This window comes from Pseudomonas sp. ICMP 460 (assembly GCF_002723595.1).
Lineage (GTDB): Bacteria > Pseudomonadota > Gammaproteobacteria > Pseudomonadales > Pseudomonadaceae > Aquipseudomonas > Aquipseudomonas kitaguniensis.
Map to the genome: position 1 here is coordinate 26861 of NZ_LKBR01000003.1, position 21023 is coordinate 47883.

Below are 21023 nucleotides of genomic sequence, written 5' to 3' on the forward strand. Positions count from 1 at the left end.
CGCCGTGCTCTTGCTTTTGATCTTAGAAGCGCCCCGTTAAACCACGATGGCCGCACGCAGGCTTGAATCCGTGGGTAACCCGGCAGGACGCCGGGTTAGCCGCGCTGGGCCAAGGATGGCCCATCGCGGCGGCCCACGGATTCAAGCCTGTGTGCGGGCATGCCGAGCCTAAGCGAGGCACCGAGTGGTGGGGCGAGGACCTTTTGGTTACTTTTGGCTGGGCCGGCTTCCGGGCCTTTCAAAAGTGACTCGCTGTAAGAGCGAAACCCATACAAGCCATAACCCAAATACCGGATATATACCCAACCTGAAGAACACCCCCAAGCCCGTTCCCCGCGCAACAGCGCTACATCAAAGATGCAATGGGGCCTACCAAAAAAGCGCTCTTGATCTAACCACTCAGCCACACCTTCTAAGCGGGACGCAGAGCGTCCAAGGCGGCATTCCCACGCTGAGCGTGGGGACGATCACCACTCCACAACTCAGGACGCTGCGGTCCGCCACAGTCGCGCAATATCCGCAGCGCGCTCACGCAGCAAGCGCGGCGCTTCAGTGCATGCCTGCTGCAGGCTCATCGGGCCAGAGGGCAAGGCGAAAGCGGCATGCACACCGTGCGCGTACATCTGTTCGTAGCCATCGCCCAAGGTGCCTGCAATCACAATCACCGGTACAGCGTGGCGTTGCGCAATGCACGCCACCCCGAACGGCGTCTTGCCGCGCAGCGTTTGCGCGTCGAAACGCCCTTCACCGGTGATCACCAGGTCTGCACCGCGTATGGCCTGATCCAGCCCAACCAGTTCGGCAACCACCTCCACACCGGCGCGAAACTGCGCGCCAAGAAATGCCTTGGCAGCAAACCCCAACCCGCCTGCGGCGCCACTGCCTGGCTCATCGCGTACCTCTTTGGACAGCACTTCAGCGCAGTGATCGGCGAAGTGGCCGAGGGCGGCGTCGAGTTGCTGAACTTGTTGCGGATTAGCGCCTTTTTGCGGGCCGAAAATCGCCGATGCACCGTGCGGGCCGCACAGCGGATTGTTCACGTCGGCGGCGATTTCAAAGCGCACGTGGGCCAGGCGTGGGTCCATGTGTTCAAGGCTGATGCGCGCCAAGCCGGCCAGCGCGAGGCCGCCGGGTGCCAGAATCTGTTCGTCGGCATCTAACAGTTGCACCCCAAGCGCCTGCATTGCCCCAGCGCCGGCGTCGTTGGTCGCACTGCCGCCAATCGCCAGGATGATGCGTTGAGCGCCAATATCGAGGGCCGCGCGAATCAATTCGCCAGTGCCATAGGTGCTGCTGGAGCAGGCGTCGCGCTTATCCGGCGCGACTCGTTGCAAGCCACTGGCCTCGGCCATCTCAATGATCGCCGTATGGCTCTCGGGCAGCCAGCCCCAGCGCGCCTCCAGCGTGCCGCCCAATGGGCCTTGAACCCTGTGGCTCCGCCATTCGCCCTGGCAGGCGGCGAGCACCGATTCCACCGTACCCTCACCGCCGTCCGCCATCGGGCACTCGATCAATTGTGCATCCGGCCACACCTGCGCCAACCCTTCGGCGATAGCCTGGGCGACGCCTTCGGCGCTCAGGCTGTCCTTGAACGAGTCAGGGGCGATGATGATTTTCATGGGCTTTCTCCGGTTTTTATAACGCCCATGCTGCCAGTTGGTTGCGCCAATAACGCCGGTCCAATGCACAAGTGCCAGCAAGGTTTGTTGTTCATTCCGACAAACCCTGCGGCAGCAACTGCACGCCAAGGTACAGCGCGAGCATGCCGTCGAGGGTTAACGGGTCGACGCCACTCAGCTCGGCAATCCTTTCCATGCGGTAGCGCAGGCTGTTGCGGTGGATGCCCAACGCATCCGCACACGCTTGGCTTTGGCCGTCGTGTTCGCACCAACTGCGCAGCGTCGCTTGCAATTGCCCATTGCTGTCCTTGGCCAACACCTTGCGCAAGGGGCTGAGCAATTCATCCAGGGCATCGTCGTTGCGATGACGCCAAAGCATTACGGGCAAGCGGTAGCGAGTGAGCGTGAGCAGGCGTGAGTGGGGCAACACATCGCGCCCGTAGGCCAGCAAGTCGCCGACACGCCGATAACAGCGGCGTAAGCCTGCCAGACCGTCGGCCTGCCCACCAACCGCCACGCGCAAGATATTCCAGCCCAGCCCCTGGAGTTTTTCCAGCAGTTTGGGGTTGTCCACCGCTACCGCAGCGGGCCGGCACCACAACAGCGAGAATTGCGCGGAGCTGACACACCAACTGTCCGGGTAACGGCTGGTCAGCCACGCGCTTAACGCCTCTGCCGACTGGCCCACGCCCAGTTCAAACAGATACGGCGTACGTGGCATTTGCGGTTTAAGCCCGAGTTGCTGGGCCTCATCGACCAAGCGCGGCGAATCGCCGGTTTCCGCCAGCAGCAAGGCCAGCAGGTCATCGCAACGCTGGCGCCGCCATTGCTGTTCGGCTTGCTGATGGCGATGGCTGACGAGCATTTCGGCGGTCATGCGCACCAGCTCAGCGTAAGTGCGCAACAGCTCGGGTTCGCCGGTAATGCCGAGCACGCCGATCAAGCGTTGATCGTGCATCAGCGGCAGGTTGATGCCCGGTTGCACACCTTTAAGGTGCTTGGCGGTTTGCCCGTCAATCTCCACCACGCGCCCGTTGGCCAGCACCAATTGCGCGCCTTCATGGCGGGTGTTGATGCGCTCTGGCTCGCCACTGCCGAGAATCAGCCCCTGACTGTCCATGACGTTGACGTTATAGGGCAGGATGGCCATGGTGCGATCGACAATATCCTGCGCCAGGTCATGATCCAGCTCGAACATGGGGCTAACTTCCTTGAAAGGCGTGGTTGGTCATAGGCACAGCGCAAAGCCTGCTTGACTGTGCGCAAGCACAAAGACAGCAGCCCGCCGGGTGGCCGAGACTCGTTAGGCGATCAACGTTACCCTCGCGTCGCGAAAAATCATAATAAAGAGAGAATGCCATGTCACAGAGCGCCGCTGCCCCACTGGCCACCGATGACGATAAAAACGCCATCTACAAGCGCGTAACCCTGCGCCTGATCCCCTTCATTTTCATCTGCTACCTGTTCAACTACCTCGACCGGGTGAACGTTGGCTTCGCCAAGTTGCAGATGCTTGACGCGTTGAAATTCAGTGAAACGGTGTACGGCCTCGGTGCCGGGATCTTCTTTATCGGCTATGTGCTGTGCGGCGTGCCGAGCAACTTGGCACTGACTAAATTCGGCCCGCGGCGCTGGATCGCGTTGATGATGATCGTGTGGGGCACGCTGTCGACCTGCCTGCTGTTCGTCACCACGCCAACGCACTTCTACACCCTGCGTTTGTTCACCGGTGCGGCTGAAGCCGGCTTCTTCCCTGGCGTGGTGCTGTACCTTTCGCAATGGTTCCCGACCTTTCGCCGTGGGCGGATCATGGCGTTGTTCATGTCGGCGATCCCGGTGTCCGGTTTGCTCGGCAGCCCGTTTTCCGGCTGGATTCTCACCCATTTCGCGGCTGGCCAAGGTGGTTTGGCGGGCTGGCAATGGATGTTTTTGCTGCAAGGCATTCCGACTGTGATCCTCGGCGCCCTTGCCTACTTCCTGCTCAGCGACAGCTTTGCTCACGCCAAGTGGCTCAAACCCCACGAGCGCGCGGTGCTGGAGGCTGACCAGGCGACGGATTTGGCGAACAAACCCAAAACCACCACCGACTCGCTGGCCGAGGTGTTCAAGAACCCGGCAATCTGGGCGTTCGGCCTGATTTACTTCTGTATCCAGAGTGGTGTGTACGCGATCAACTTTTGGCTGCCGTCGATCATCAAGAACCTCGGGTTCAGCGATAACCTGGTGATTGGCTGGCTCAGCGCGATTCCTTATCTGCTGGCGGCGGTGTTTATGTTGCTGGTCGGGCGCTCGGCTGATTTGCGCAAAGAACGGCGCTGGCATTTGGTGGTGCCGATGTTGATGGGCGCTGTCGGTCTGGTGATCGCGGTGAACTTTGCGACCACGCCGGCGATTGCAATACTTGGCCTGACCATCGCCACCATGGGCGCCCTTACCGGCCTGCCGATGTTTTGGCCGGTGCCGACCGCGATGCTGAGTGCCGGCGCGGCGGCGGGTGGTTTGGCGTTGATTAACTCGATGGGCCAGATGGCGGGTTTTCTCAGCCCGTATATCGTCGGGTTTGTGAAAGATGCCACCGGCTCGACGGACATTGCGTTGTACTTGCTGGCCGCCGTTATCGTCGCCGGCAGCGCGCTCGCGCTGCGCATGACGCGCACCCTTAAAGCCTGACACGCTGATAGCGCGCTGATCGTTCCCACGCTCTGCGTGGGAATGCATCCCGTGGCGCTCCGCGTCACCTTCTAAAGCGCCCCAGAGCTTTACGTCGAAGTTATCTTGCGCACTCGGGAAAGCAACTACAGTTTTATCTTGAGAACTGGCATCTGGCTCGCGCGTGAGCAACCTGGGGTTAGCTCCCCTGTTGATTGGAGCCTGTCGACCTGCGCCGCGTATATTGCAGCGGTTGATCGAATGAACGTCGGTGAATGGGCTCTGGCGTCGGGGCGTGGAACCACGCTCAGGAGGCTTGGCCTACCGATCGCGCCCAATTCAAAAGGTTGATTTTTAGGCGCCATGCGCCGCTATCATTTTGTATACTCGGTGGCCGCAGAAACTGAGTACAACACCGGACCTTTCAATACGGTGTCGCCCCTATGTCTTGTAACGGTTTTCTAAAAGACGCCTTAAAAACTTTGTGTCTAATGCTTTTTCACTACTCATAAAGACGCTAAGTACCTCGTCACAGCTACCACGGCTCCAGATATGTTCCTTTAACCAGTCAAACGCAGGACGTATGTTGCCACTGCAGAAATCGCTTGAATAGTCTTGGTGAGTGGCGGTGAACTGGTGAAACAGATGTGCAGCGTAGACTTGGCCTAAGACATAACAAGGAAAATACCCAAAAAGACCGAGAGACCAATGAATATCTTGCATGCAACCAAGCCGAAAATCGTTGCCCGGAGATAGCCCCAAATAATCAACACTTAATATGTTCCAACATTCTGGAAGATCAGACACTTCAATTTCGCCGTTTATTAGTTTTAGTTCTAGCTCAAAGCGTAAAATTATATGGAGAATATAAGATATCTCATCCGCCTCAATTCTTATAAGTCCAAGGCGAGTTTGGTTGTAGTAGAAGTTAAGTTCATCAGCTGAAATCGGAAATTGGTGCTTGTCCGATAAAGTTCTCGATAAGTAATTCAAAAATGCGGGATGCCGGCCGATCATATTTTCGAAAAAAAGGCTCTGAGACTCATGCACGCCTACTGAGCGAGGCAGGTTGATCGGGTGCCCACGGGGGGAGGTCGGCAGGTTCTGTTCATAACATGCATGCCCCGTTTCATGGATGACCTCAAGCAGCCCATCAAGAATCGAAGAGTCTTTTTTTAGTATGAGCCGTGTATCCTCAGGCACGCCGGCACAAAACGGATGCTCTCCAAAATCTATCCGACCTCTTGTGAGGTCAAACCCAAAAACACATGAAATATTTAAGAAAAGCTTTTCCTTGTCATCGATCGTAAGAAGTCGGCGCTGAGCGGCTACTGTCGAAGCTGGTTTAGAGTTGGCGAGAATATCAATTGCCCATACCTTCAACTCCTCAAAAGCAGGCTTTAGTTGAGCTATGCGAAGGCCAGGCTCATGAATATCCAGCAAACTGTCGTAAAGCTCCAAGCCGGTAGCCTCTGCGCGATGCTGGGCTTCTAATCGGATGACCTCAACAACAGCTGATAAAGCTGGAGCATAACTCTCCCAATCATTCCTCGATCTACAATCCGCCCAGAGACTCTCAGCTCTGGACGTTGCTCGGGTCTTGCGGTCCTGCAGTTCAGCGGGTACCGTAAGATGACAGCGCAGGTACCGATCTACCTCCCTAAGGCACGACTGGTCGCGTGTTGCCGCACATCGAAGTGCGGCAGGCAAATCGCACGACTCCATCAACTCGACCAGATTATCTCGACGTAAAGCGTTTAGGGTTGCCACCGACTGAGTGCGCGCAGCTAGTGACGCAGCTTTCACATGAAGTGATTGATCCCACTCGGCTAGCCTCACCGCATGGCGTAACTGGTAATCTTTCTCAAAGTGCTGGTTGATTCGTCCAATGACTTCATCAGAATTAGTCATGTTGTCTCCCGATGGGTCCGTGAAACCCATGCAGGCCGCAAGATGTTCACGATTAATGCACTTATAAGAATGAAAACAAAACCAATAATTGTACTAGCTGAAGGTTTTTCGCCAAAGTAGGTCATGGCTAATACAACAGAAATGATAGGTGAAAATAAAGTCGCGTAGCTAGCGTATTCGGCACTTTGAAGCTTGATTAGATAGAACCAGATATAAAAAACGACCGCACCGCCAAAAACCCCCATAAATAAAATCGACGCAGCAGCAGACAATGACAAGTTTCCAGAAAACTCCATAATTTCGGTGGGCCAATCTAAAAATAGCGGAGACACCAAGAAGACGCAAAAGCAGCCGAAGGTTACCTGCCAAAATACTTTCACCCGGAAATCTATATCAGTCTCTAATCTCTGTGCGATTATGGAGCCGATCGACCAAGAGACGGCGCTTGACAGGATGATTAAGTGGCTTGAAGAAAATTGAAAGCTTCCGATAATCAACCAGACTCCTATTGAGCAGAACGTCAGCGAAGCAATAGAGAAACTATTGAATTTCCGATTGAGTATCATCACAAAAAAAGAGGTAAAGCAAGGCATTGTATAGATTAGAGAAGTTGAGTCGGAAATACTTAGGCGCTCCAATGCTATATTGTTTAAAATTGGGACAAGGAAAACATTTGGAACTGCGATAATGAAGAGCTTTAGATAAAGCATAGCGTCTAAAGTTATGCTGAGATCATTCACGGGCTTCCAAAATATTGCGTAGAGGAAAAGAACACTGATAAAAGCGCATGCTAATCGGAATGGCCAAGCGCCCAGAGTCTGAACACCTATTTTGGACACCGGCAAGCCAGCGCCCCAAATTAGGGCCATGACTGCTATAAGAAGCAAACTTTTTTGAAATGGCGACATTATCAAATTAACCATAACGAGCAATGAGGGCGATCCGGTTTTGAGCGGGAGACGCCGTTACCATCGATACAAAATGCGGGACTTTTCGCTGCGAAGTATCGAATACAAATAGCCGACCATAAGAAGGCGTTAATGTGTCATGAACTGAGGATCGTGTTTCGTTCAAAATAAAAGTTAACCCGCCGAAATTCAGGTTCCACTGCGACGTGAGGTTTAATGCTATTCCGAGATTTGAGCCTGGATCACAATGAGTTGTTAAGAAATCACCTTGATCAAAACGATTAATGTAGCGAACTTCCATCGCTCCGATTGATCGCCCCGAGAGCGTCGACAAAAAGCTCAGGAAGTCTTCTCTCATAAGATAATCGTCGAAGAGTTTCATAGCTGGATGAATCGGCACACCCTCTAACGCTGTCAATCGCCGAAAACTAAAAGCAAAACCTCCTTCGTGGTAAACTTTAAGTGCGTCGGCTTTAACGTGCTTTAAGCGTAAGGGGGACACACTGTACGGCAGATCAACTTCTTCAGTAGAATTGCGGATGATGTAGGTCCAATCTTGTTCCTCGATACCATCGCAAGCGTTTTTACACCCGCGCACAAGATCCGGGAAACATGAAGACAGATCGATTGAACAATAACCGTATTCTCTAAAAGACCTTGATGCTTTATTCATGTTCGAAAACGATCTCTTCTCGTTTATTTAGAGTTTGCATTGATAGATAAATCCTCTTTCCTACTACCGCTGGTCGATCGTAGCCAGTAATGCACTTAACGATTTGATCACATGCCAACCCAGCCATTGCCGACAAAGAGGGCGCACTTTGCCAGGCATTAACAGTCCGATCTCCATCCAAAAAATCGTGTTTCAGCCGAGCCCGCTGGAATTTCTCAATATTGGCTTTTTTACTGTAATACGTTTGTCGCGCAGATTGCTTTACATCTTCGAAAGATTTGTGCGACCCATCATTTAGGAATAATGGCCCAATGGATATTTCAAGCGGATCTCCTCCTAGTTCCATTACCGGAATTCCACGCTCCTTAGCCAGGGTGTGGATCATTTCCTCCGGTGTGTGCTTTCGGTAATAACCCAAGCTTGCCCATGCAAGCACGATGAAATCCACACCCTCTAACAGCTTGCTAATTTGCTTTGGATCTGGGGCAGCAAACTCACAGAATGTTTCTACTTTTACATTAGGGTTATACTCGTAAATTCTTTCTTTGGCCGCTATAACTTTTTCTTTTCCAACATCTGAAGTTGTGTAAAGCACTTGTCGATTTATGTTGGATAATTCGACATCATCGCCGTCAACCAAGCGCAGCTTTCCAATACCGGCCAGTGCGAGCAACAGAGAGCACCAAGTTCCCCAGCCTCCCATGCCGAACATAACGACAGTGCTGGACTTTAGGCGCTCCTGATAAACTTGAGAATGCACATGCCCCTTATCCATGAGCGAGAATTGCAGCATTTGCCGATCGTATCGCTCGACTTCTTCACTGGTCAATGCACTGGAAAAATACGCATTATCCTCCAGCAAATTCATCTCATGAAGCGTTGCAATAAAACCAGTGAGATCATCCTCTGTCACCTCAACACCCTGGTGCCCTAATTCTTTGGCAATACGCGGTACTGTGCGGGTGCCATCCAATTTCTCAAGAACCTCTTTCACCCAATCTGGCGGTGCAACAATGATCTTAGATACCCCCGGGATCTCTCCGATGCAAATATCACCGTCCTCAGCCCGTATGATGTGATGTGATCGCTTAATGAGAGGCTTGGTGTTGGTATTCATATTAGGCTCGCAGTTATGTTTGCCACAAAGAAAGGGGCTGCAGTAAGCAACCCCTCACCGAGAACCGTAACTGAATTAATTTTCCAGCTCGACCTCTTCGCCTTCAGAATACATAGCCTTCTCCTCAGAGATGGCCGATACGCGCTCTTCAAGTTCTTCGAACTGTACGTTTTGCATGATTCACCTCAATGGTTTTCAGGTTAATTTCATTCAAAAAAACGTTCAAATACTGCGTTTTGTAACGCGTTAATATTTATAGAGTACGGGCCGGTGCTTCGCGCCTCTATTTTGCTTCAAGTTATTTCTATGGCCTCTAGGGCCTGTTGCTGTTTTGCGCTAACCGATTGATTTGTAGGTGCAAGCTCATATCGTTGAAGCTCTGACCTAACATCGATACGAGCGTGCAATGCCCCGATTACTGCTCAATGACGGGCTTTGGTCGAAGCTGCGGGAAACTCTGCTGCACAAGGCCATCTACAACAAGCGTTATCTACGAATGACCGTGGAGAATATGCTGTATCGCATGCGCACGGGATGTCCTTGGCGAGACCTTCCCAAGGCGTTCGGAAACTGGAATAAAGTCTATAAACGTTTCAATGCGTGGTCCGCCGCCGGCAAATGGCTCAAGGTCTTCAAAGTGCTTGTGGTGGAGCCCGACCTGGAGTGGGCTTTCATTGATGGCAGCTATACCAAGGCTCACCAGCATAGCGCAGGCGCTGCCAGCAAGATTCACTTGGCGGTGGACGCCTATGGCTTGCCCATCGAGTTTGAAATCACGGGAGGCCAGGTCAATGATTGCACTCAGGCCTCCTCGTTGATTTCCAAGCTCCCTGCGGCAAATACCCTCGTTGCTGATAAGGGTTATCACAGTGAGAAAATTCGGGAGCAGATTGAACTGCAAGGAGCCAAGGCTGTGATCCCGACTTCGGTACCATTCGACCGGGTTCACGAAGCGGATTCGGCTGTGCCGATGCTCTTGGTTATATCAGTGAAGCCCCTTACCCAGGCTCGCGCGGCGTCCATTCTGGCAAAGCCATGTGCCGGCCATTGCGGGCAGTATTTCCATGTCCGAAACAGTGATTCCGGGTACAGGTTGTCATTGCCCACCCGCCGTTGGCTATGAGACGTCGTGGTGCCCAGGTCATGCATTTTGCTCAACAGCGTCAGCGATTCCATGGGGGAACCATTGTCCGAGTGCAGTACCAGCGGCTCGCGTAAACACTTCTCGCCGATCAAACTACGTTGCGAAATTGTTCGGCGCTGGGCGCTGGCGGGCCACGGTATCGCCTACAAAGCCAACCTGGATGTCGCCCGTGATATTCAGGCCGGACGGCTGGTGCCGCTGTTGCCCGATTGGCAAGGCGAGCCCACGCCGTTCAACCTGATGTGCCCTCACCGCCTGCAAGTGTCGGAACGGGTAAAAGTGCTGCATCGCTTCCTGCAGCAACGTTGCCAGACCCTTCTGAACACATGAAGAAACGCGCGCAGGGCTTGTTCCAGAGCCCTTGAGTCTGGTATTGCATGACTCACGTTTGCCTGCCTTAAGGAGCTTTGCATGATTTACCGCACATTGGGCCAGTCCGGCTTGAAGGTCAGCGCGCTGACCTTGGGCACCATGATGTTTGGCGAACAGACCAGCACTGAAGACTCGCTGCGCATCATCGACAAGGCCTGGGACCAGGGCATCAATTTTATCGACACCGCCGACGTGTACACCGGCGGGCGCTCCGAGGAAATCGTCGGCGAGGCCATCGCCCGCCACCGCGAGGATTGGGTGCTGGCGTCCAAAGTGGCGATTGGCCCTACCGACGGTTTGCCCAACCGCAGCGGCCTGAGCCGCAAACGTCTGTTCAATGCGCTGGAAGCCAGCCTTGCGCGCCTCGACACCGACTACCTGGACATCTACTACCTGCACCGTGAAGACCACAACACGCCGCTGGAAGTCACGGTGTCGGCGATTGGCGACCTGATCCGCCAAGGCAAGATTCGCTACTGGGGCTTGTCCAACTATCGCGGCTGGCGCATCGCCGAAGTGATTCGCGTGGCCGAACGTTTGGGCGTAGACAAGCCGATCATCAGCCAGCCGCTGTATAACATCGTCAACCGCCAGGCGGAGGTCGAGCAAATTACCGCAGCCGCCGCTTACGGCTTGGGCGTGGTGCCGTATAGCCCGCTGGCGCGAGGCGTACTCAGCGGTAAATACGCGCCCGACGTCGCACCCGAGCCCGGCAGCCGTGCGGCGCGCCAGGACAAACGCATTCTGGAAACCGAATGGCGCATGGAATCGCTGCGCATCGCCCAGCAGATTCAGCAGTACACGCAAGGGCGTGGCGTGGGGATCGTCGAGTTTGCGATTGCCTGGGTGCTGAATAATTCGGCGGTGAGCTCGGCGATTGTCGGGCCGCGTACCGAGGCGCAGTGGGATGCCTACACCGGGGCGCTGGAGGTGAACATCAGCGCTGAGGATGAAGCGTTTATCGACTCGCTGGTCACGCCGGGCCATTCCTCCACACCGGGCTTTAATGACGTCAGCCACTTTGTCTCGGGGCGCGTTGCCCGTTAGTCACCGATCAACCACGCGTCTGTGGAGAGCTGGCTCTCCACAGAATTTGCCCAAAAAGCGCAAACGTTTTTCCGCTAAAAGCACCATAATCCCTCGCTGAAATCCCCCCTGTTTTTATCAATCGGTTTTCGCGAGGACAGTGTGTCTAAAGGTGTTGTTTTATCGGTGTTGGCCTCGGTGTTGTTTGCCGTGATGTATTACTTCACCTCGTTGCTCACGCCCTTGAGCGGTCTGGAAATTTTCGGTTGGCGCATGCTGCTCACCGTGCCATGCATGAGCGTATTTATGCTGGTCAGCGGCGAATGGCGGCGCGTGTGGGAGTTGCTGCGGCTGTTGGCGAGCAAGCCGCGGTTGATCGGCGGCGTGCTGTTGTCGTCAGCCTTGGTCGGTACGCAGTTGTGGTTGTTCATGTGGGCGCCGCTGAATGGGCGCAGCCTGGAGGTGTCGTTGGGCTACTTTCTGTTGCCATTGACGATGGTTCTGACCGGGCGCCTGGTGTACGGCGAGCGCCTGTCGCGCTTGCAACAGATAGCCGTATTTTTTGCAGCGCTCGGTGTATTGAACGAGTTGTACCAGGCTGGCGGATTCTCTTGGGCAACGCTGGTGGTGATCATCGGTTACCCGGTTTATTTTGTGGTGCGCAAATACTTGACCACCGATCACTTGGGCGGCTTGTGGCTGGACATGGCGTTGATGCTGCCGGTGGCGTGGTGGTTTGTGCAGAGCGGTGAACAGGGCTATGCGGTATTTGATGCTCACGCGAAGTTGTATGCGCTGATTCCGCTGCTGGGTGTGATCAGTGCCTCGGCGTTGGTGAGCTACATCGTTGCCAGCCGGTTGTTGCCCTTCAGCCTGTTCGGGTTGCTGAGCTATGTGGAGCCGGTGTTGCTGCTGGGGGTGGCGCTATTGCTGGGCGAAGGCATCCAGCCTGGGCAATGGCTGACCTACATCCCGATCTGGCTGGCGGTGTTGGTACTGGTGTATGAAGGCTTCAAGCACCTGATGCGCCAACGCAGGGCCTGATGCGCAGGCAATAAAAAGCCCGGCCGAGATTACACTCGGTCGGGCTTTTTTTGGGTCAGTCGGCGGTCAATACACCGCGACGCACCTGGTCACGCTCGATCGACTCGAACAGTGCCTTGAAGTTACCCTCGCCGAAGCCGTCATCGCCCTTGCGCTGGATGAATTCGAAGAACACCGGGCCCATCAGGGTTTCCGAGAAGATCTGCAGCAGCAGGCGCCTGTCGCCTTCAATCGAAGAACCGTCAAGCAGAATGCCCCGCGCTTGCAGTTGGTCAACCGGCTCAGCGTGATTCGGCAGGCGGCCTTCGAGCATTTCGTAGTAAGTCGCAGGCGGCGCGGTCATGAAGCGCATGCCGATGTTTTTCAGCGCGTCCCACGTTTTGATCAGGTCGTCGGTGAGGAACGCTACGTGCTGGATGCCCTCGCCATTGAACTGCATCAGGAACTCTTCGATCTGGCCCGCGCCCTTGGACGATTCTTCGTTCAGCGGGATACGGATCATGCCGTCCGGCGCGCTCATGGCCTTGGAGGTCAGGCCGGTGTACTCGCCCTTGATGTCGAAGTAACGCGCTTCACGGAAGTTGAACAGCTTCTCGTAGAAGTTGGCCCAGTAAGCCATGCGCCCGCGGTACACGTTGTGGGTCAGGTGGTCGATAACCTTGAGGCCCGCACCGACCGGGTTGCGCTCCACGCCTTTGAGGAACACGAAGTCGATGTCATAGATCGAGCTGCCTTCACCGAAACGGTCGATCAGGTACAACGGCGCGCCGCCGATGCCTTTGATCGCCGGCAGGTTGAGTTCCATCGGGCCGGTTTCGATATGGATCGGCTGGGCGCCGAGTTCCAAGGCACGGTTGTAGGCCTGTTGCGAGTCTTTGACGCGAAACGCCATGCCACACACCGACGGGCCGTGTTCGGCGGCAAAGTAGGCCGCGAGGCTGCCGGGCTGGTTGTTGAGGATCAGGTTGATCTCGCCCTGGCGGTACAGGTGCACGTTCTTGGAGCGGTGGCTGGCAACTTTGCTGAAGCCCATGATCTCGAAGATCGGCTCCAGAATGCCTGGGGTTGGCGATGCGAATTCGATAAATTCAAAGCCCATCAGGCCCATTGGGTTTTCGTATTGGTCGGCCATTTTCGGCACCTCATCATTCTTGTCAGTAACAAATCGTTATGTGCGAGCAAGGATGAGGTCGCAGGGCGGTGCACATGAGAGCCCGCGCACGCTGCGGGCGAGGAAGTCACCGAAGATAAGGGGGGAGCCGAGTAGCTTCATGGTTACATCAGTCTCTGACGGCCGAGGCTTGCGTGAGCGCAAGTCATATTCTTGTATGCGTAAACCGATTCTACACAGCGTAACCGTGTTTGTAAGCCCTCTTATCAAAGCCCCAATGGCTTGGGCTGCGCAAGGGGTTTGTTGCACAGATAAATGCCGAGCAGAATCACCGCCCCGCCCAGCAGCATGGGCAGGCTGAGGTGTTCGCCGAGCAGTAACGCGCCGCAGACCACCGCCGTCAGCGGGTTAAGCGCGATGAATACGCCAGCACGGGTGGCGCCGATCCGGCGAATGCCGTCGTACCAGGCGATATAGGCCAGTGCCGAACCCACAACGCCGAGGTAGAGCAAGCTCAGCAGTTGCGGCCAGTGCAGCGCACTCACAGCGCTCACGGTGAGTTTGCCGGTGACGAGCGTGGTGGCCGTCAGCATCGCCGTGCCCAACATTATCGACCAGGTTACCGTCTGCAATGGCCCCAAGCTGTGGTTCAGGCCACGCGAACACACGGAGTAGACGCCCCACCCCAGCACGCAGCCGAGAATCAGCAGGTCGCCGACCCAGGCCGTGTCGGCGCCCTGCAACAACTGCGGGTTACGGCTGACAATCACCGCCCCCGCGCCGCCGAGGCACAAGGCAATGCCCAGGCATTTGGCTGCGCCGAGACGCTCCTTGAACAGCAGCCACGACGCCAGGCCGATGACCGCCGGGTTCAAGGCCACAATCAGCGAAGCACGCGACGCATTGATGTAATGCAGGCCATAAAAGAAGCACACGTTGTAAAAAAAGATGCCGAAAAAACCCAGGATTGCCAATTGCAAACATTCGCCTGCGCGGGGCCTAACCAGGCGCACGCGTGTAAAAGCCATGAACATCAGCAGCGCCACGCTGGCCAGTACAAAGCGCATTGTTGCCGCCAGCAGCGGGTCAACCTCAGCGGCCAGGTAGCGGCCCGCGACGAAGGTGGTGCCCCAAATCATGCTGACAACGGCGAGCTTCAGGTAGGTCAGGCGGTCGGCGGAAGGCATCATCAGTTGCGCTCTTTGCGGATCAGGATTGGGGTATCCTGCAAGTAATGACATCTCATCGTAAAATGAGTAAATACTCATGACCCTCACACAGCTTGAAATCTTCTCGCGCGTCGCGGAGCTGCAAGGCTTCACCAGCGCCGCCCACCGTTTGGGTATCAGCCAGTCGGCGGTGTCGCATTCGATCAAGGCGCTTGAACAGGAATTGGGCGTCGAGTTGTTTCGGCGCCATCAGTCACAGGTCGAACTGAGTGACATCGGCCAACAACTGCTGATGCGCGCACGCACGGTGCTCGGCGTGGTCAACACGCTGCAGCAAGAGGCCTCCGATGCCCGCGGCATGAAGCGTGGCACGTTGCGCGTCGGCTCTTTCGGCCCCACGTCGTCCAATCGTTTGCTGCCGCGCATTCTCAAGCAGTTTCGGCTGGAGCACCCAGGCATTGAGGTGCATGTTGACGAAGGCCCCGACCGCCAAGTGATCCAATGGCTGGACGAGCGGCGGATCGACGTCGGGTTTGTGGTGCTGGAACAGGAACGCTTTGATACGTTTGCGCTGTTTAAAGACCAGATGGTCGCCCTGCTGCCGGCGGCGCACCCGCTGGCGAGCCAGCCTTGCGTGGCGTTGCAGGCGCTGTGTGATGGCCCGTTCATACTCACCGAAGCGGGGTCGCTGGAGCTGGTTTCACGGTTATTCAGTGCCGCGCGGCTGACGCCGAATGTGCGCTACCGCTGCTCGCAACTGCTCAGCACCGTGGAGGCGGTGAGCCGGGGCGATGGCGTCAGCGTGGTGGCACAGGCCTCGTTGCCGCAGACGCCGGACCCACGCTACCAAGTGCGCGCCCTTTCACCGCCCGTGACCCGTGATATCGGCTTGGCGGTGTTGGATAAACGCCAGTCAACACCGGCGACGCTGGCGTTTATTCAATTGGCGCAAAGTCTCGACTTCTAGCGATGCCGTACTGGCCGAACGGCCAGGTACAGCGAGATTATTTCGCCCTGGCCCTCTATCATCAGCATAAACCCGCGTCGCCCCTCCAACTTGCAACAGGCCGTTCCTCACATGCCCCTGACTGTCAACGGCCCGCGAAAGCGCGCGACCCGCTATGTGATCACTGCACTCAGCGGCCTGCTGCCGATTGTGTTGGGCGTGGTCAGCCTGCACTGGCAAGCCGAACGCACCCTGCAACAAAGCACCGCGCACACCGCCCAAGAGGCTGTGCGCCAGTTTGACCTGATGCTCGACAACACCGCCCTCGCCGCTCAGGCCTTGCTGCCGTTGGCCGGCCAGCCTTGTGACAACGCTGCGCAACTGGCGCTGCGTGAGCAGGTCACGCGCCGACCGTTTGTGCGCGCAACCACCTTGTCCTGGCAAAAAAACATGTATTGCACCTCGCTGTTCGGTGATAGCCATCTCTCGGCGGTCAACCCGAATGACTACGTTGACGGCAGGCTGTGGTTAATGAATGGCAACCCGGTGACCCCGGACACTGCGCTGCTGGTGTACCGCTTGGTCGACGGCGACAAGGCTGCGTTTGCATCGGTTGACGGCTACCACTTGACCAATACGTTGCGCCTGATCAGCCGTTACGCGCAGTTGACCCTGCAAGTAGGGCCAAACTGGCTGGACGCCGACGGCAAGGTGCATACCTCAGCGGTGCCGGCGTTTGCGGTGGCGCACCATCACCTGCAGTCCGGGCACTATCCGTACAGCGTGGATGCCGGTATGCCAGCCGGTGAAGTGTGGCGGTATATGGCGGCGCGTTACCCGGCACTGTTTGGCTTGGTGGTGTTTTTTGGCGTACTCGCCGGCGTCCTTGCGTGGTGGCTGCAAAAGCGTTCCAGCGCGCCGACGCATGAATTGCAGCGCGCGCTGGGCGCCAACGAATTCATCGCGTATTACCAGCCCGTGGTGCGCGGCGATAGCCTTGAATGGGCGGGCTGTGAAGTGTTGATGCGCTGGCAGCACCCGAAGGAAGGCCTGGTGCGCCCGGACCTGTTTATTCCGCTGGCCGAGCATTGCGGTTTGATCGTGCCGATGACCCGTGCCTTGATGCGCCAAACCGCGGCGCACCTCGCCCCCCACGTCGGGCACTTGCGCCCTGGTTTTCATGTTGCGGTGAATATCACTGCCCGCCACTGCCTGGACCTGGACCTGGTGCAAGACTGCCGGGAATTTCTCGCCGCCTTCGCGCCTGGCCAAGTCACGTTAGTGCTGGAGTTAACCGAGCGCGAGCTGATTGAGCCTACCGACATCACCCGTCGCCTGTTCGATGCCCTGCATCAACTGGGCGTGATGATTGCCCTCGACGACTTCGGCACTGGCCATTCCAGCCTGGGTTACTTGCGTAACTTTAATGTGGATTACTTGAAAATCGATCAAAGCTTTGTCGCCATGATCGGCGCCGATGCACTCTCGCGGCATATTCTGGACAGCATCATCGAACTCTCCGGCAAGCTGGCGCTGCGCACCGTGGCCGAGGGCGTGGAAACAGCCGAGCAGTGCGAATACCTCGCCGCACAGGGTGTGGACTTCCTGCAGGGTTACCTGTTCGGTCGACCGTTACCCGCCGACGAGTTTATTAAGTCGCTGGCCAGCCACTGAATAGCCCTGTACCACGCCCGATGAAATATTATTATTTAGGCAACCGCCGTGATTTACTCGTGAGGCATTAACTACTACAATTTTTCCAGCCGGTGCTTAACTCGCAGAAGGGCCACTTTCTTTGAGTTGCCTTACAGCCCTTGGCTTATCGCTTTATCTGCAGTTGATACCAGCAAACTACACTATTGGAGTAAAGATTTTGTCCAGACTCGCCGAATTTCGCGCAGCAGAAAAAGCCCTTCAAGAGCAGCTGGCCCAGCTGGAATCCCTGAAGAACGACGCTGGCCTGAAGAAAGAAATCGAATTTGAAGAAAAGCTGCAAGGCTTGATGAAGCACTACGGCAAAGGCCTGCGCGAGATCATTTCGATCCTTGACCCTAACCACGGCAAGGCCGGCACCGCTGTTGCCGCCGCACCGAAACAGCGTCGCGCGCGCGTGGTCAAGGTTTACCACAACCCGCACACCGGCGAATTGATCGAGACCAAGGGCGGCAACCACCGCGGCCTGAAAGCCTGGAAAGAACAGCACGGCGCCGCCACTGTCGAATCCTGGCTGCGCGGCTGATCAGCACGCACTAACAAAAAAGCCCCGCAGGTCGGGGCTTTTTGTTAAGCGAATTGAAACCTGACTTAACTAATATTTCATACGGTGAAACATCCAGCCGGGTAACACCTTCAAAGTTTCAGGCTGTCGCGCACCGAACTCACTTCGTCCTTGCTCGCATCGTATGCTTGCGCTTGGCCAGCGTATGAAAAAACATACGCTTTATCGGCATCCACTGCGCCCACCAATGTTTGTGACAATACGTGTCTTCCGTTCTCGGTAATCACACAGGTAGTTTCCAACGCCTCAAGACGGCTCAATGTTGCAGGGTGCATCTTGCTGCACACGCTTTGATAACCGCCTTGCGCAAAATCCTTCTGGATGGATTTACGCATTTCCAGCAATACACCTTGAAGATTAACGGTGTGCCCGGCTTCAATCGGTGTACCGGTCAACTCGATGACCATCAAGGTGTTGCCATCTTCATCATTCTTGATCGCGCGCTGCCGCGACACGGCCTGAGCTGTTTTGGGCGGCTCGCCATCGGGTTGCACTGCTTCGACTTGCCAGCCATCGGGCCAATGAATTTCCGGGTCGGCAGCCAGCACCAACGGGCTGCCCAACAGTAAACACAACGCGCTCAACAGCGGTTTACGCAATTTGCTCATGACGAAAAACACCCAAGGTTCAAGCGCCAAAGTTTGCGGCCAGCCGCACGCACCTCGCAAGTGCGGCGTGCCCTTTTTCGTTTGGCGCAACAGGCGGGCCTTGCGTATCATGGTTCGCCCGCATGGATGCTTGCCGCACGCCAATGGAACGCTCTTATCACTGCACGCGGCGTTTGCCCGATTTTTTCTGGAGGGCCCATGAGCCTGCACGATCTCAACACTTTTCCGGGCGTTACCGCCCAACCTGACACCGCCACCGCCAACTTTGTGTTCAACCACACGATGCTGCGGGTCAAGGACATTACCAAATCGCTGGATTTCTACACCCGCGTGCTGGGTTTTTCTCTGGTTGAAAAGCGCGACTTCGCCGAAGCCGAATTCAGCCTGTACTTCCTGGCCCTGGTAGACAAGGCGCAGATCCCGGCCGACGCCGCCGCACGCACCCAGTGGATGAAGTCGATCCCGGGCATTCTCGAATTGACCCACAACCACGGCACCGAAAACGATGCTGACTTTGCCTATCACAATGGCAACACTGACCCGCGTGGCTTTGGCCATATCTGCATTTCGGTGCCGGATATTGTGGCGGCGTGCGAACGCTTCGAAGCCTTGGGCTGTGATTTCCAGAAGCGCCTGACCGATGGCCGCATGAAAAGCCTGGCGTTCATCAAAGACCCGGACGCGTACTGGGTTGAGATCATTCAGCCGGCGCCGATGTAAACGTCGCGCTTACAAAAAAAACCCATGATCACTCATGGGGTTTTTTCATTTACGCAGCAATATTTACGCTGGCGCAGACGTGCGGATCAGGTGATCGAAGGCACTCAGCGAAGCTTTGGCGCCCTCGCCTATCGCGATGACGATCTGCTTGTACGGCACCGTGGTCACGTCACCGGCGGCGAATACACCTGGCAGCGACGTCTCGCCACGCGCATCGACAATGATCTCGCCACGCGGCGTCAGTTCTACAGTGCCTTTGAGCCAGTCGGTGTTGGGCAGCAAACCAATCTGCACAAAGATACCTTCCAGGTCGATGGTGTTGAACTCGCCGCTGTCGCGGTCCTTGTACGCCAAGCCGGTGACTTTTTGGCCATCGCCTTTGACTTCACTGGTCAACGCACTGGTGATCACGTCAACGTTAGGCAGGCTGTGAAGCTTGCGTTGCAGCACGGCGTCGGCGCGCAACTTGCTGTCGAACTCAAGCAAGGTCACATGGCTGACGATACCGGCCAAGTCGATGGCCGCTTCAACGCCGGAGTTACCGCCGCCGATCACTGCTACGCGCTTGCCTTTGAACAGCGGGCCATCACAGTGCGGGCAGAAGCACACGCCTTTGGCTTTGTATTCCTGCTCGCCCGGCACACCCATTTCGCGCCAGCGTGCGCCGGTCGCCAAAATCAACGTCTTGGACTTGAGCGTCGCGCCGCTTTCAAACCGAATCTCGTGCAGCTCGCCGGGATTTTTTGCCGGCACCAGGCTGCTTGCACGCTGCAGGTTCATGATGTCGACGTCGTACTGACGCACGTGAGCTTCCAGCGCGCTGACCAGTTTCGGCCCTTCGGTTTCCTGTACGGAAATGAAGTTTTCGATGGACATGGTGTCCAGCACTTGCCCGCCAAAACGCTCTGCGGCCACACCGGTGCGGATGCCTTTACGTGCTGCGTAGATCGCGGCGGTAGCGCCCGCTGGGCCACCGCCGACGACCAGCACATCAAACGCGTCTTTGGCGCTGATTTTTTCGGCGGCTTTTTCGATACCGCTGGTGTCGAGCTTGGCGAGGATTTCTTCCAGGCCCATGCGGCCCTGGCCAAAATTCACACCGTTGAGGTAAACGCTGGGCACCGCCATGACTTGGCGCTCATCAACTTCGGCCTGGAACAGCGCGCCGTCGATGGCAACGTGGCGGATGTTCGGGTTAAGCACGGCCATCAGGTTTAGCGCCTGGACCACGTCCGGGCAGTTCTGGCAGGACAGCGAGAAGTAAGTCTCGAAGCTGAACTCGCCTTTGAGTGCGCGGATTTGTTCAATCACCTCGACACTCGCCTTCGACGGGTGGCCACCGACTTGCAGCAGGGCCAACACCAGCGAAGTGAATTCATGCCCCATAGGGATGCCGGCAAAACGCAGGTTGATAGCGGCACCTGGGCGGTTGAGGGAGAACGAAGGCTTGCGCGCATCATCGCCATCGCTTTTCAGGGTAATCAGCGTGGAGAGGCTGGCTACATCTTGCAAAAGGGCCAGCATTTCCTGGGATTTCGCACCGTCGTCGAGGGACGCGATGATCTCGATCGGCTGGGTGACCCGTTCCAGGTATGACTTCAACTGAGCTTTAAGATTGGCGTCCAACATACGGGCGATTTCCTATTAATTCGATTTATTGCAGACAAAAAAACGCCCGAGCGAAACTCGCCCAGGCGTTTTGAGGGCGGTGCAGCTTACTTAAGGTGC

The 21023-nt window shown here is 56.2% G+C and carries 18 protein-coding genes and 4 pseudogenes; 10 read left to right on the forward strand and 12 right to left on the reverse strand.

Going from position 1 to position 21023, the window contains the following annotated elements; translation table 11 throughout:
- Positions 1-482: 482 nt before the first annotated feature.
- The gene (locus tag AO240_RS03395; protein WP_099235148.1) at positions 483-1619 is read right to left on the reverse strand and encodes a glycerate kinase; all 1137 of its coding nucleotides are present in this window, start codon (positions 1617-1619) and stop codon (positions 483-485) included.
- A gap of 91 nt (positions 1620-1710) precedes the next feature.
- Positions 1711-2817: a sugar diacid recognition domain-containing protein gene (locus AO240_RS03400; protein WP_099235149.1), complete on the reverse strand. Its 1107-nt coding sequence runs from the start codon at positions 2815-2817 to the stop codon at positions 1711-1713.
- A 161-nt stretch (positions 2818-2978) separates the two neighbouring features.
- Here AO240_RS03400 and AO240_RS03405 point away from each other — a divergent pair, with 161 nt between their 5' ends.
- Together AO240_RS03405 and AO240_RS29190 are read left to right on the forward strand one after the other, a co-directional pair.
- Complete coding sequence (locus tag AO240_RS03405; RefSeq protein WP_099235150.1) at positions 2979-4289, forward strand: MFS transporter; 1311 nt, start codon at positions 2979-2981, stop codon at positions 4287-4289.
- 108 nt (positions 4290-4397) lie between these two features.
- A pseudogene (locus AO240_RS29190) lies at positions 4398-4616 on the forward strand (integrase); the annotation flags it as partial.
- A gap of 93 nt (positions 4617-4709) precedes the next feature.
- Here the strand turns inward: AO240_RS29190 and AO240_RS03415 are convergent.
- The 5 genes from AO240_RS03415 to AO240_RS03435 all read right to left on the reverse strand — a co-directional run bounded on the left by AO240_RS03415 (position 4710) and on the right by AO240_RS03435 (position 9054).
- A complete protein-coding gene (locus tag AO240_RS03415) occupies positions 4710-6179 on the reverse strand; it encodes a carboxypeptidase M32 (protein ID WP_158231382.1) in 1470 nt (489 codons plus the stop codon).
- Positions 6176-7087 carry a DMT family transporter gene (locus tag AO240_RS03420; RefSeq protein WP_158231383.1) on the reverse strand — a complete coding sequence of 304 codons (912 nt, stop codon included), beginning with the start codon at positions 7085-7087 and terminating at the stop codon, positions 6176-6178. Before AO240_RS03420 ends, AO240_RS03415 begins: the two co-directional genes overlap by 4 nt.
- Before the next feature lie 7 nt (positions 7088-7094).
- A complete protein-coding gene (locus AO240_RS03425; RefSeq protein WP_099235153.1) occupies positions 7095-7760 on the reverse strand; it encodes a 2OG-Fe(II) oxygenase family protein in 666 nt (221 codons plus the stop codon).
- The gene (locus AO240_RS03430; protein ID WP_099235154.1) at positions 7753-8877 is read right to left on the reverse strand and encodes a ThiF family adenylyltransferase; all 1125 of its coding nucleotides are present in this window, start codon (positions 8875-8877) and stop codon (positions 7753-7755) included. Before AO240_RS03430 ends, AO240_RS03425 begins: the two co-directional genes overlap by 8 nt.
- A 75-nt stretch (positions 8878-8952) precedes the next feature.
- Complete coding sequence (locus tag AO240_RS03435) at positions 8953-9054, reverse strand: pantocin A family RiPP (protein WP_082649064.1); 102 nt, start codon at positions 9052-9054, stop codon at positions 8953-8955.
- Positions 9055-9283: 229 nt separating this feature from the next.
- On the opposite strand from AO240_RS03435, the pseudogene AO240_RS03440 reads away from it, so the two are divergent.
- Positions 9284-9799: pseudogene (locus tag AO240_RS03440) on the forward strand (IS5 family transposase); the annotation flags it as partial.
- Here the strand turns inward: AO240_RS03440 and AO240_RS28810 are convergent.
- Positions 9785-10122 (reverse strand): annotated as a pseudogene (locus AO240_RS28810) (IS3 family transposase); the annotation flags it as partial. The pseudogenes AO240_RS03440 and AO240_RS28810 overlap by 15 nt on opposite strands.
- Before the next feature lies 1 nt (position 10123).
- Between AO240_RS28810 and AO240_RS03445 the strand changes: the two are divergent.
- From AO240_RS03445 to rarD, 3 genes and pseudogenes are all read left to right on the forward strand, one after another.
- Positions 10124-10351 (forward strand): annotated as a pseudogene (locus tag AO240_RS03445) (LysR substrate-binding domain-containing protein); the annotation flags it as partial.
- A gap of 81 nt (positions 10352-10432) precedes the next feature.
- Complete coding sequence (locus tag AO240_RS03450; protein WP_099235156.1) at positions 10433-11440, forward strand: aldo/keto reductase; 1008 nt, start codon at positions 10433-10435, stop codon at positions 11438-11440.
- 141 nt (positions 11441-11581) lie between these two features.
- Positions 11582-12463, forward strand: coding sequence for an EamA family transporter RarD (gene rarD / locus AO240_RS03455; protein ID WP_099235157.1), 882 nt, complete (start codon positions 11582-11584; stop codon positions 12461-12463).
- Between the two features lie 55 nt (positions 12464-12518).
- Here the strand turns inward: rarD and hppD are convergent, their stop codons facing one another.
- Positions 12519-13595, reverse strand: coding sequence for a 4-hydroxyphenylpyruvate dioxygenase (gene hppD / locus AO240_RS03460; RefSeq protein WP_099235158.1), 1077 nt, complete (start codon positions 13593-13595; stop codon positions 12519-12521).
- Positions 13596-13840: 245 nt separating this feature from the next.
- Complete coding sequence (locus AO240_RS03465; protein WP_099235159.1) at positions 13841-14764, reverse strand: DMT family transporter; 924 nt, start codon at positions 14762-14764, stop codon at positions 13841-13843.
- Between the two features lie 76 nt (positions 14765-14840).
- Here AO240_RS03465 and AO240_RS03470 point away from each other — a divergent pair, with 76 nt between their 5' ends.
- From AO240_RS03470 to AO240_RS03480, 3 genes are all read left to right on the forward strand, one after another.
- Positions 14841-15710: a LysR family transcriptional regulator gene (locus AO240_RS03470; protein WP_099235160.1), complete on the forward strand. Its 870-nt coding sequence runs from the start codon at positions 14841-14843 to the stop codon at positions 15708-15710.
- Between the two features lie 111 nt (positions 15711-15821).
- Positions 15822-17363, forward strand: coding sequence for an EAL domain-containing protein (locus AO240_RS03475; RefSeq protein WP_099235161.1), 1542 nt, complete (start codon positions 15822-15824; stop codon positions 17361-17363).
- Positions 17364-17562: 199 nt separating this feature from the next.
- Positions 17563-17928, forward strand: coding sequence for a histone-like nucleoid-structuring protein, MvaT/MvaU family (locus AO240_RS03480; protein ID WP_058413989.1), 366 nt, complete (start codon positions 17563-17565; stop codon positions 17926-17928).
- A gap of 110 nt (positions 17929-18038) precedes the next feature.
- Here the strand turns inward: AO240_RS03480 and AO240_RS03485 are convergent, their stop codons facing one another.
- Positions 18039-18575, reverse strand: a complete 537-nt coding sequence (locus AO240_RS03485) for a DUF4946 domain-containing protein (protein ID WP_099235309.1) — start codon at positions 18573-18575, stop codon at positions 18039-18041.
- 198 nt (positions 18576-18773) lie between these two features.
- On the opposite strand from AO240_RS03485, the gene gloA reads away from it, so the two are divergent.
- The gene (gloA, locus tag AO240_RS03490) at positions 18774-19295 is read left to right on the forward strand and encodes a lactoylglutathione lyase (RefSeq protein ID WP_099235162.1); all 522 of its coding nucleotides are present in this window, start codon (positions 18774-18776) and stop codon (positions 19293-19295) included.
- Between the two features lie 63 nt (positions 19296-19358).
- Here the strand turns inward: gloA and ahpF are convergent, their stop codons facing one another.
- Positions 19359-20924 (reverse strand): alkyl hydroperoxide reductase subunit F, encoded by a 1566-nt coding sequence (gene ahpF / locus AO240_RS03495; RefSeq protein WP_099235163.1) that lies wholly within the window; start codon positions 20922-20924, stop codon positions 19359-19361.
- Positions 20925-21023: the final 99 nt, after the last annotated feature.

Bases quoted from the DNA above. Each gene is read 5' to 3' on its own strand.
- ahpF (WP_099235163.1), bottom strand. From the start codon at position 20,924: ATGTTGGACGCCAATCTTAAAGCTCAGTTGAAGTCATACCTGGAACGG.
- AO240_RS03400 (WP_099235149.1), bottom strand. From the start codon at position 2,817: ATGTTCGAGCTGGATCATGACCTGGCGCAGGATATTGTCGATCGCACC.
- AO240_RS03425 (WP_099235153.1), bottom strand. From the start codon at position 7,760: ATGAATAAAGCATCAAGGTCTTTTAGAGAATACGGTTATTGTTCAATC.
- AO240_RS03475 (WP_099235161.1), top strand. From the start codon at position 15,822: ATGCCCCTGACTGTCAACGGCCCGCGAAAGCGCGCGACCCGCTATGTG.
- AO240_RS03470 (WP_099235160.1), top strand. From the start codon at position 14,841: ATGACCCTCACACAGCTTGAAATCTTCTCGCGCGTCGCGGAGCTGCAA.
- AO240_RS03435 (WP_082649064.1), bottom strand. From the start codon at position 9,054: ATGCAAAACGTACAGTTCGAAGAACTTGAAGAGCGCGTATCGGCCATC.
- AO240_RS03415 (WP_158231382.1), bottom strand. From the start codon at position 6,179: ATGACTAATTCTGATGAAGTCATTGGACGAATCAACCAGCACTTTGAG.
- AO240_RS03450 (WP_099235156.1), top strand. From the start codon at position 10,433: ATGATTTACCGCACATTGGGCCAGTCCGGCTTGAAGGTCAGCGCGCTG.
- AO240_RS03465 (WP_099235159.1), bottom strand. From the start codon at position 14,764: ATGATGCCTTCCGCCGACCGCCTGACCTACCTGAAGCTCGCCGTTGTC.
- AO240_RS03430 (WP_099235154.1), bottom strand. From the start codon at position 8,877: ATGAATACCAACACCAAGCCTCTCATTAAGCGATCACATCACATCATA.
- AO240_RS03405 (WP_099235150.1), top strand. From the start codon at position 2,979: ATGTCACAGAGCGCCGCTGCCCCACTGGCCACCGATGACGATAAAAAC.
- AO240_RS03420 (WP_158231383.1), bottom strand. From the start codon at position 7,087: ATGTCGCCATTTCAAAAAAGTTTGCTTCTTATAGCAGTCATGGCCCTA.
- AO240_RS03485 (WP_099235309.1), bottom strand. From the start codon at position 18,575: ATGAGCAAATTGCGTAAACCGCTGTTGAGCGCGTTGTGTTTACTGTTG.
- gloA (WP_099235162.1), top strand. From the start codon at position 18,774: ATGAGCCTGCACGATCTCAACACTTTTCCGGGCGTTACCGCCCAACCT.
- hppD (WP_099235158.1), bottom strand. From the start codon at position 13,595: ATGGCCGACCAATACGAAAACCCAATGGGCCTGATGGGCTTTGAATTT.
- AO240_RS03395 (WP_099235148.1), bottom strand. From the start codon at position 1,619: ATGAAAATCATCATCGCCCCTGACTCGTTCAAGGACAGCCTGAGCGCC.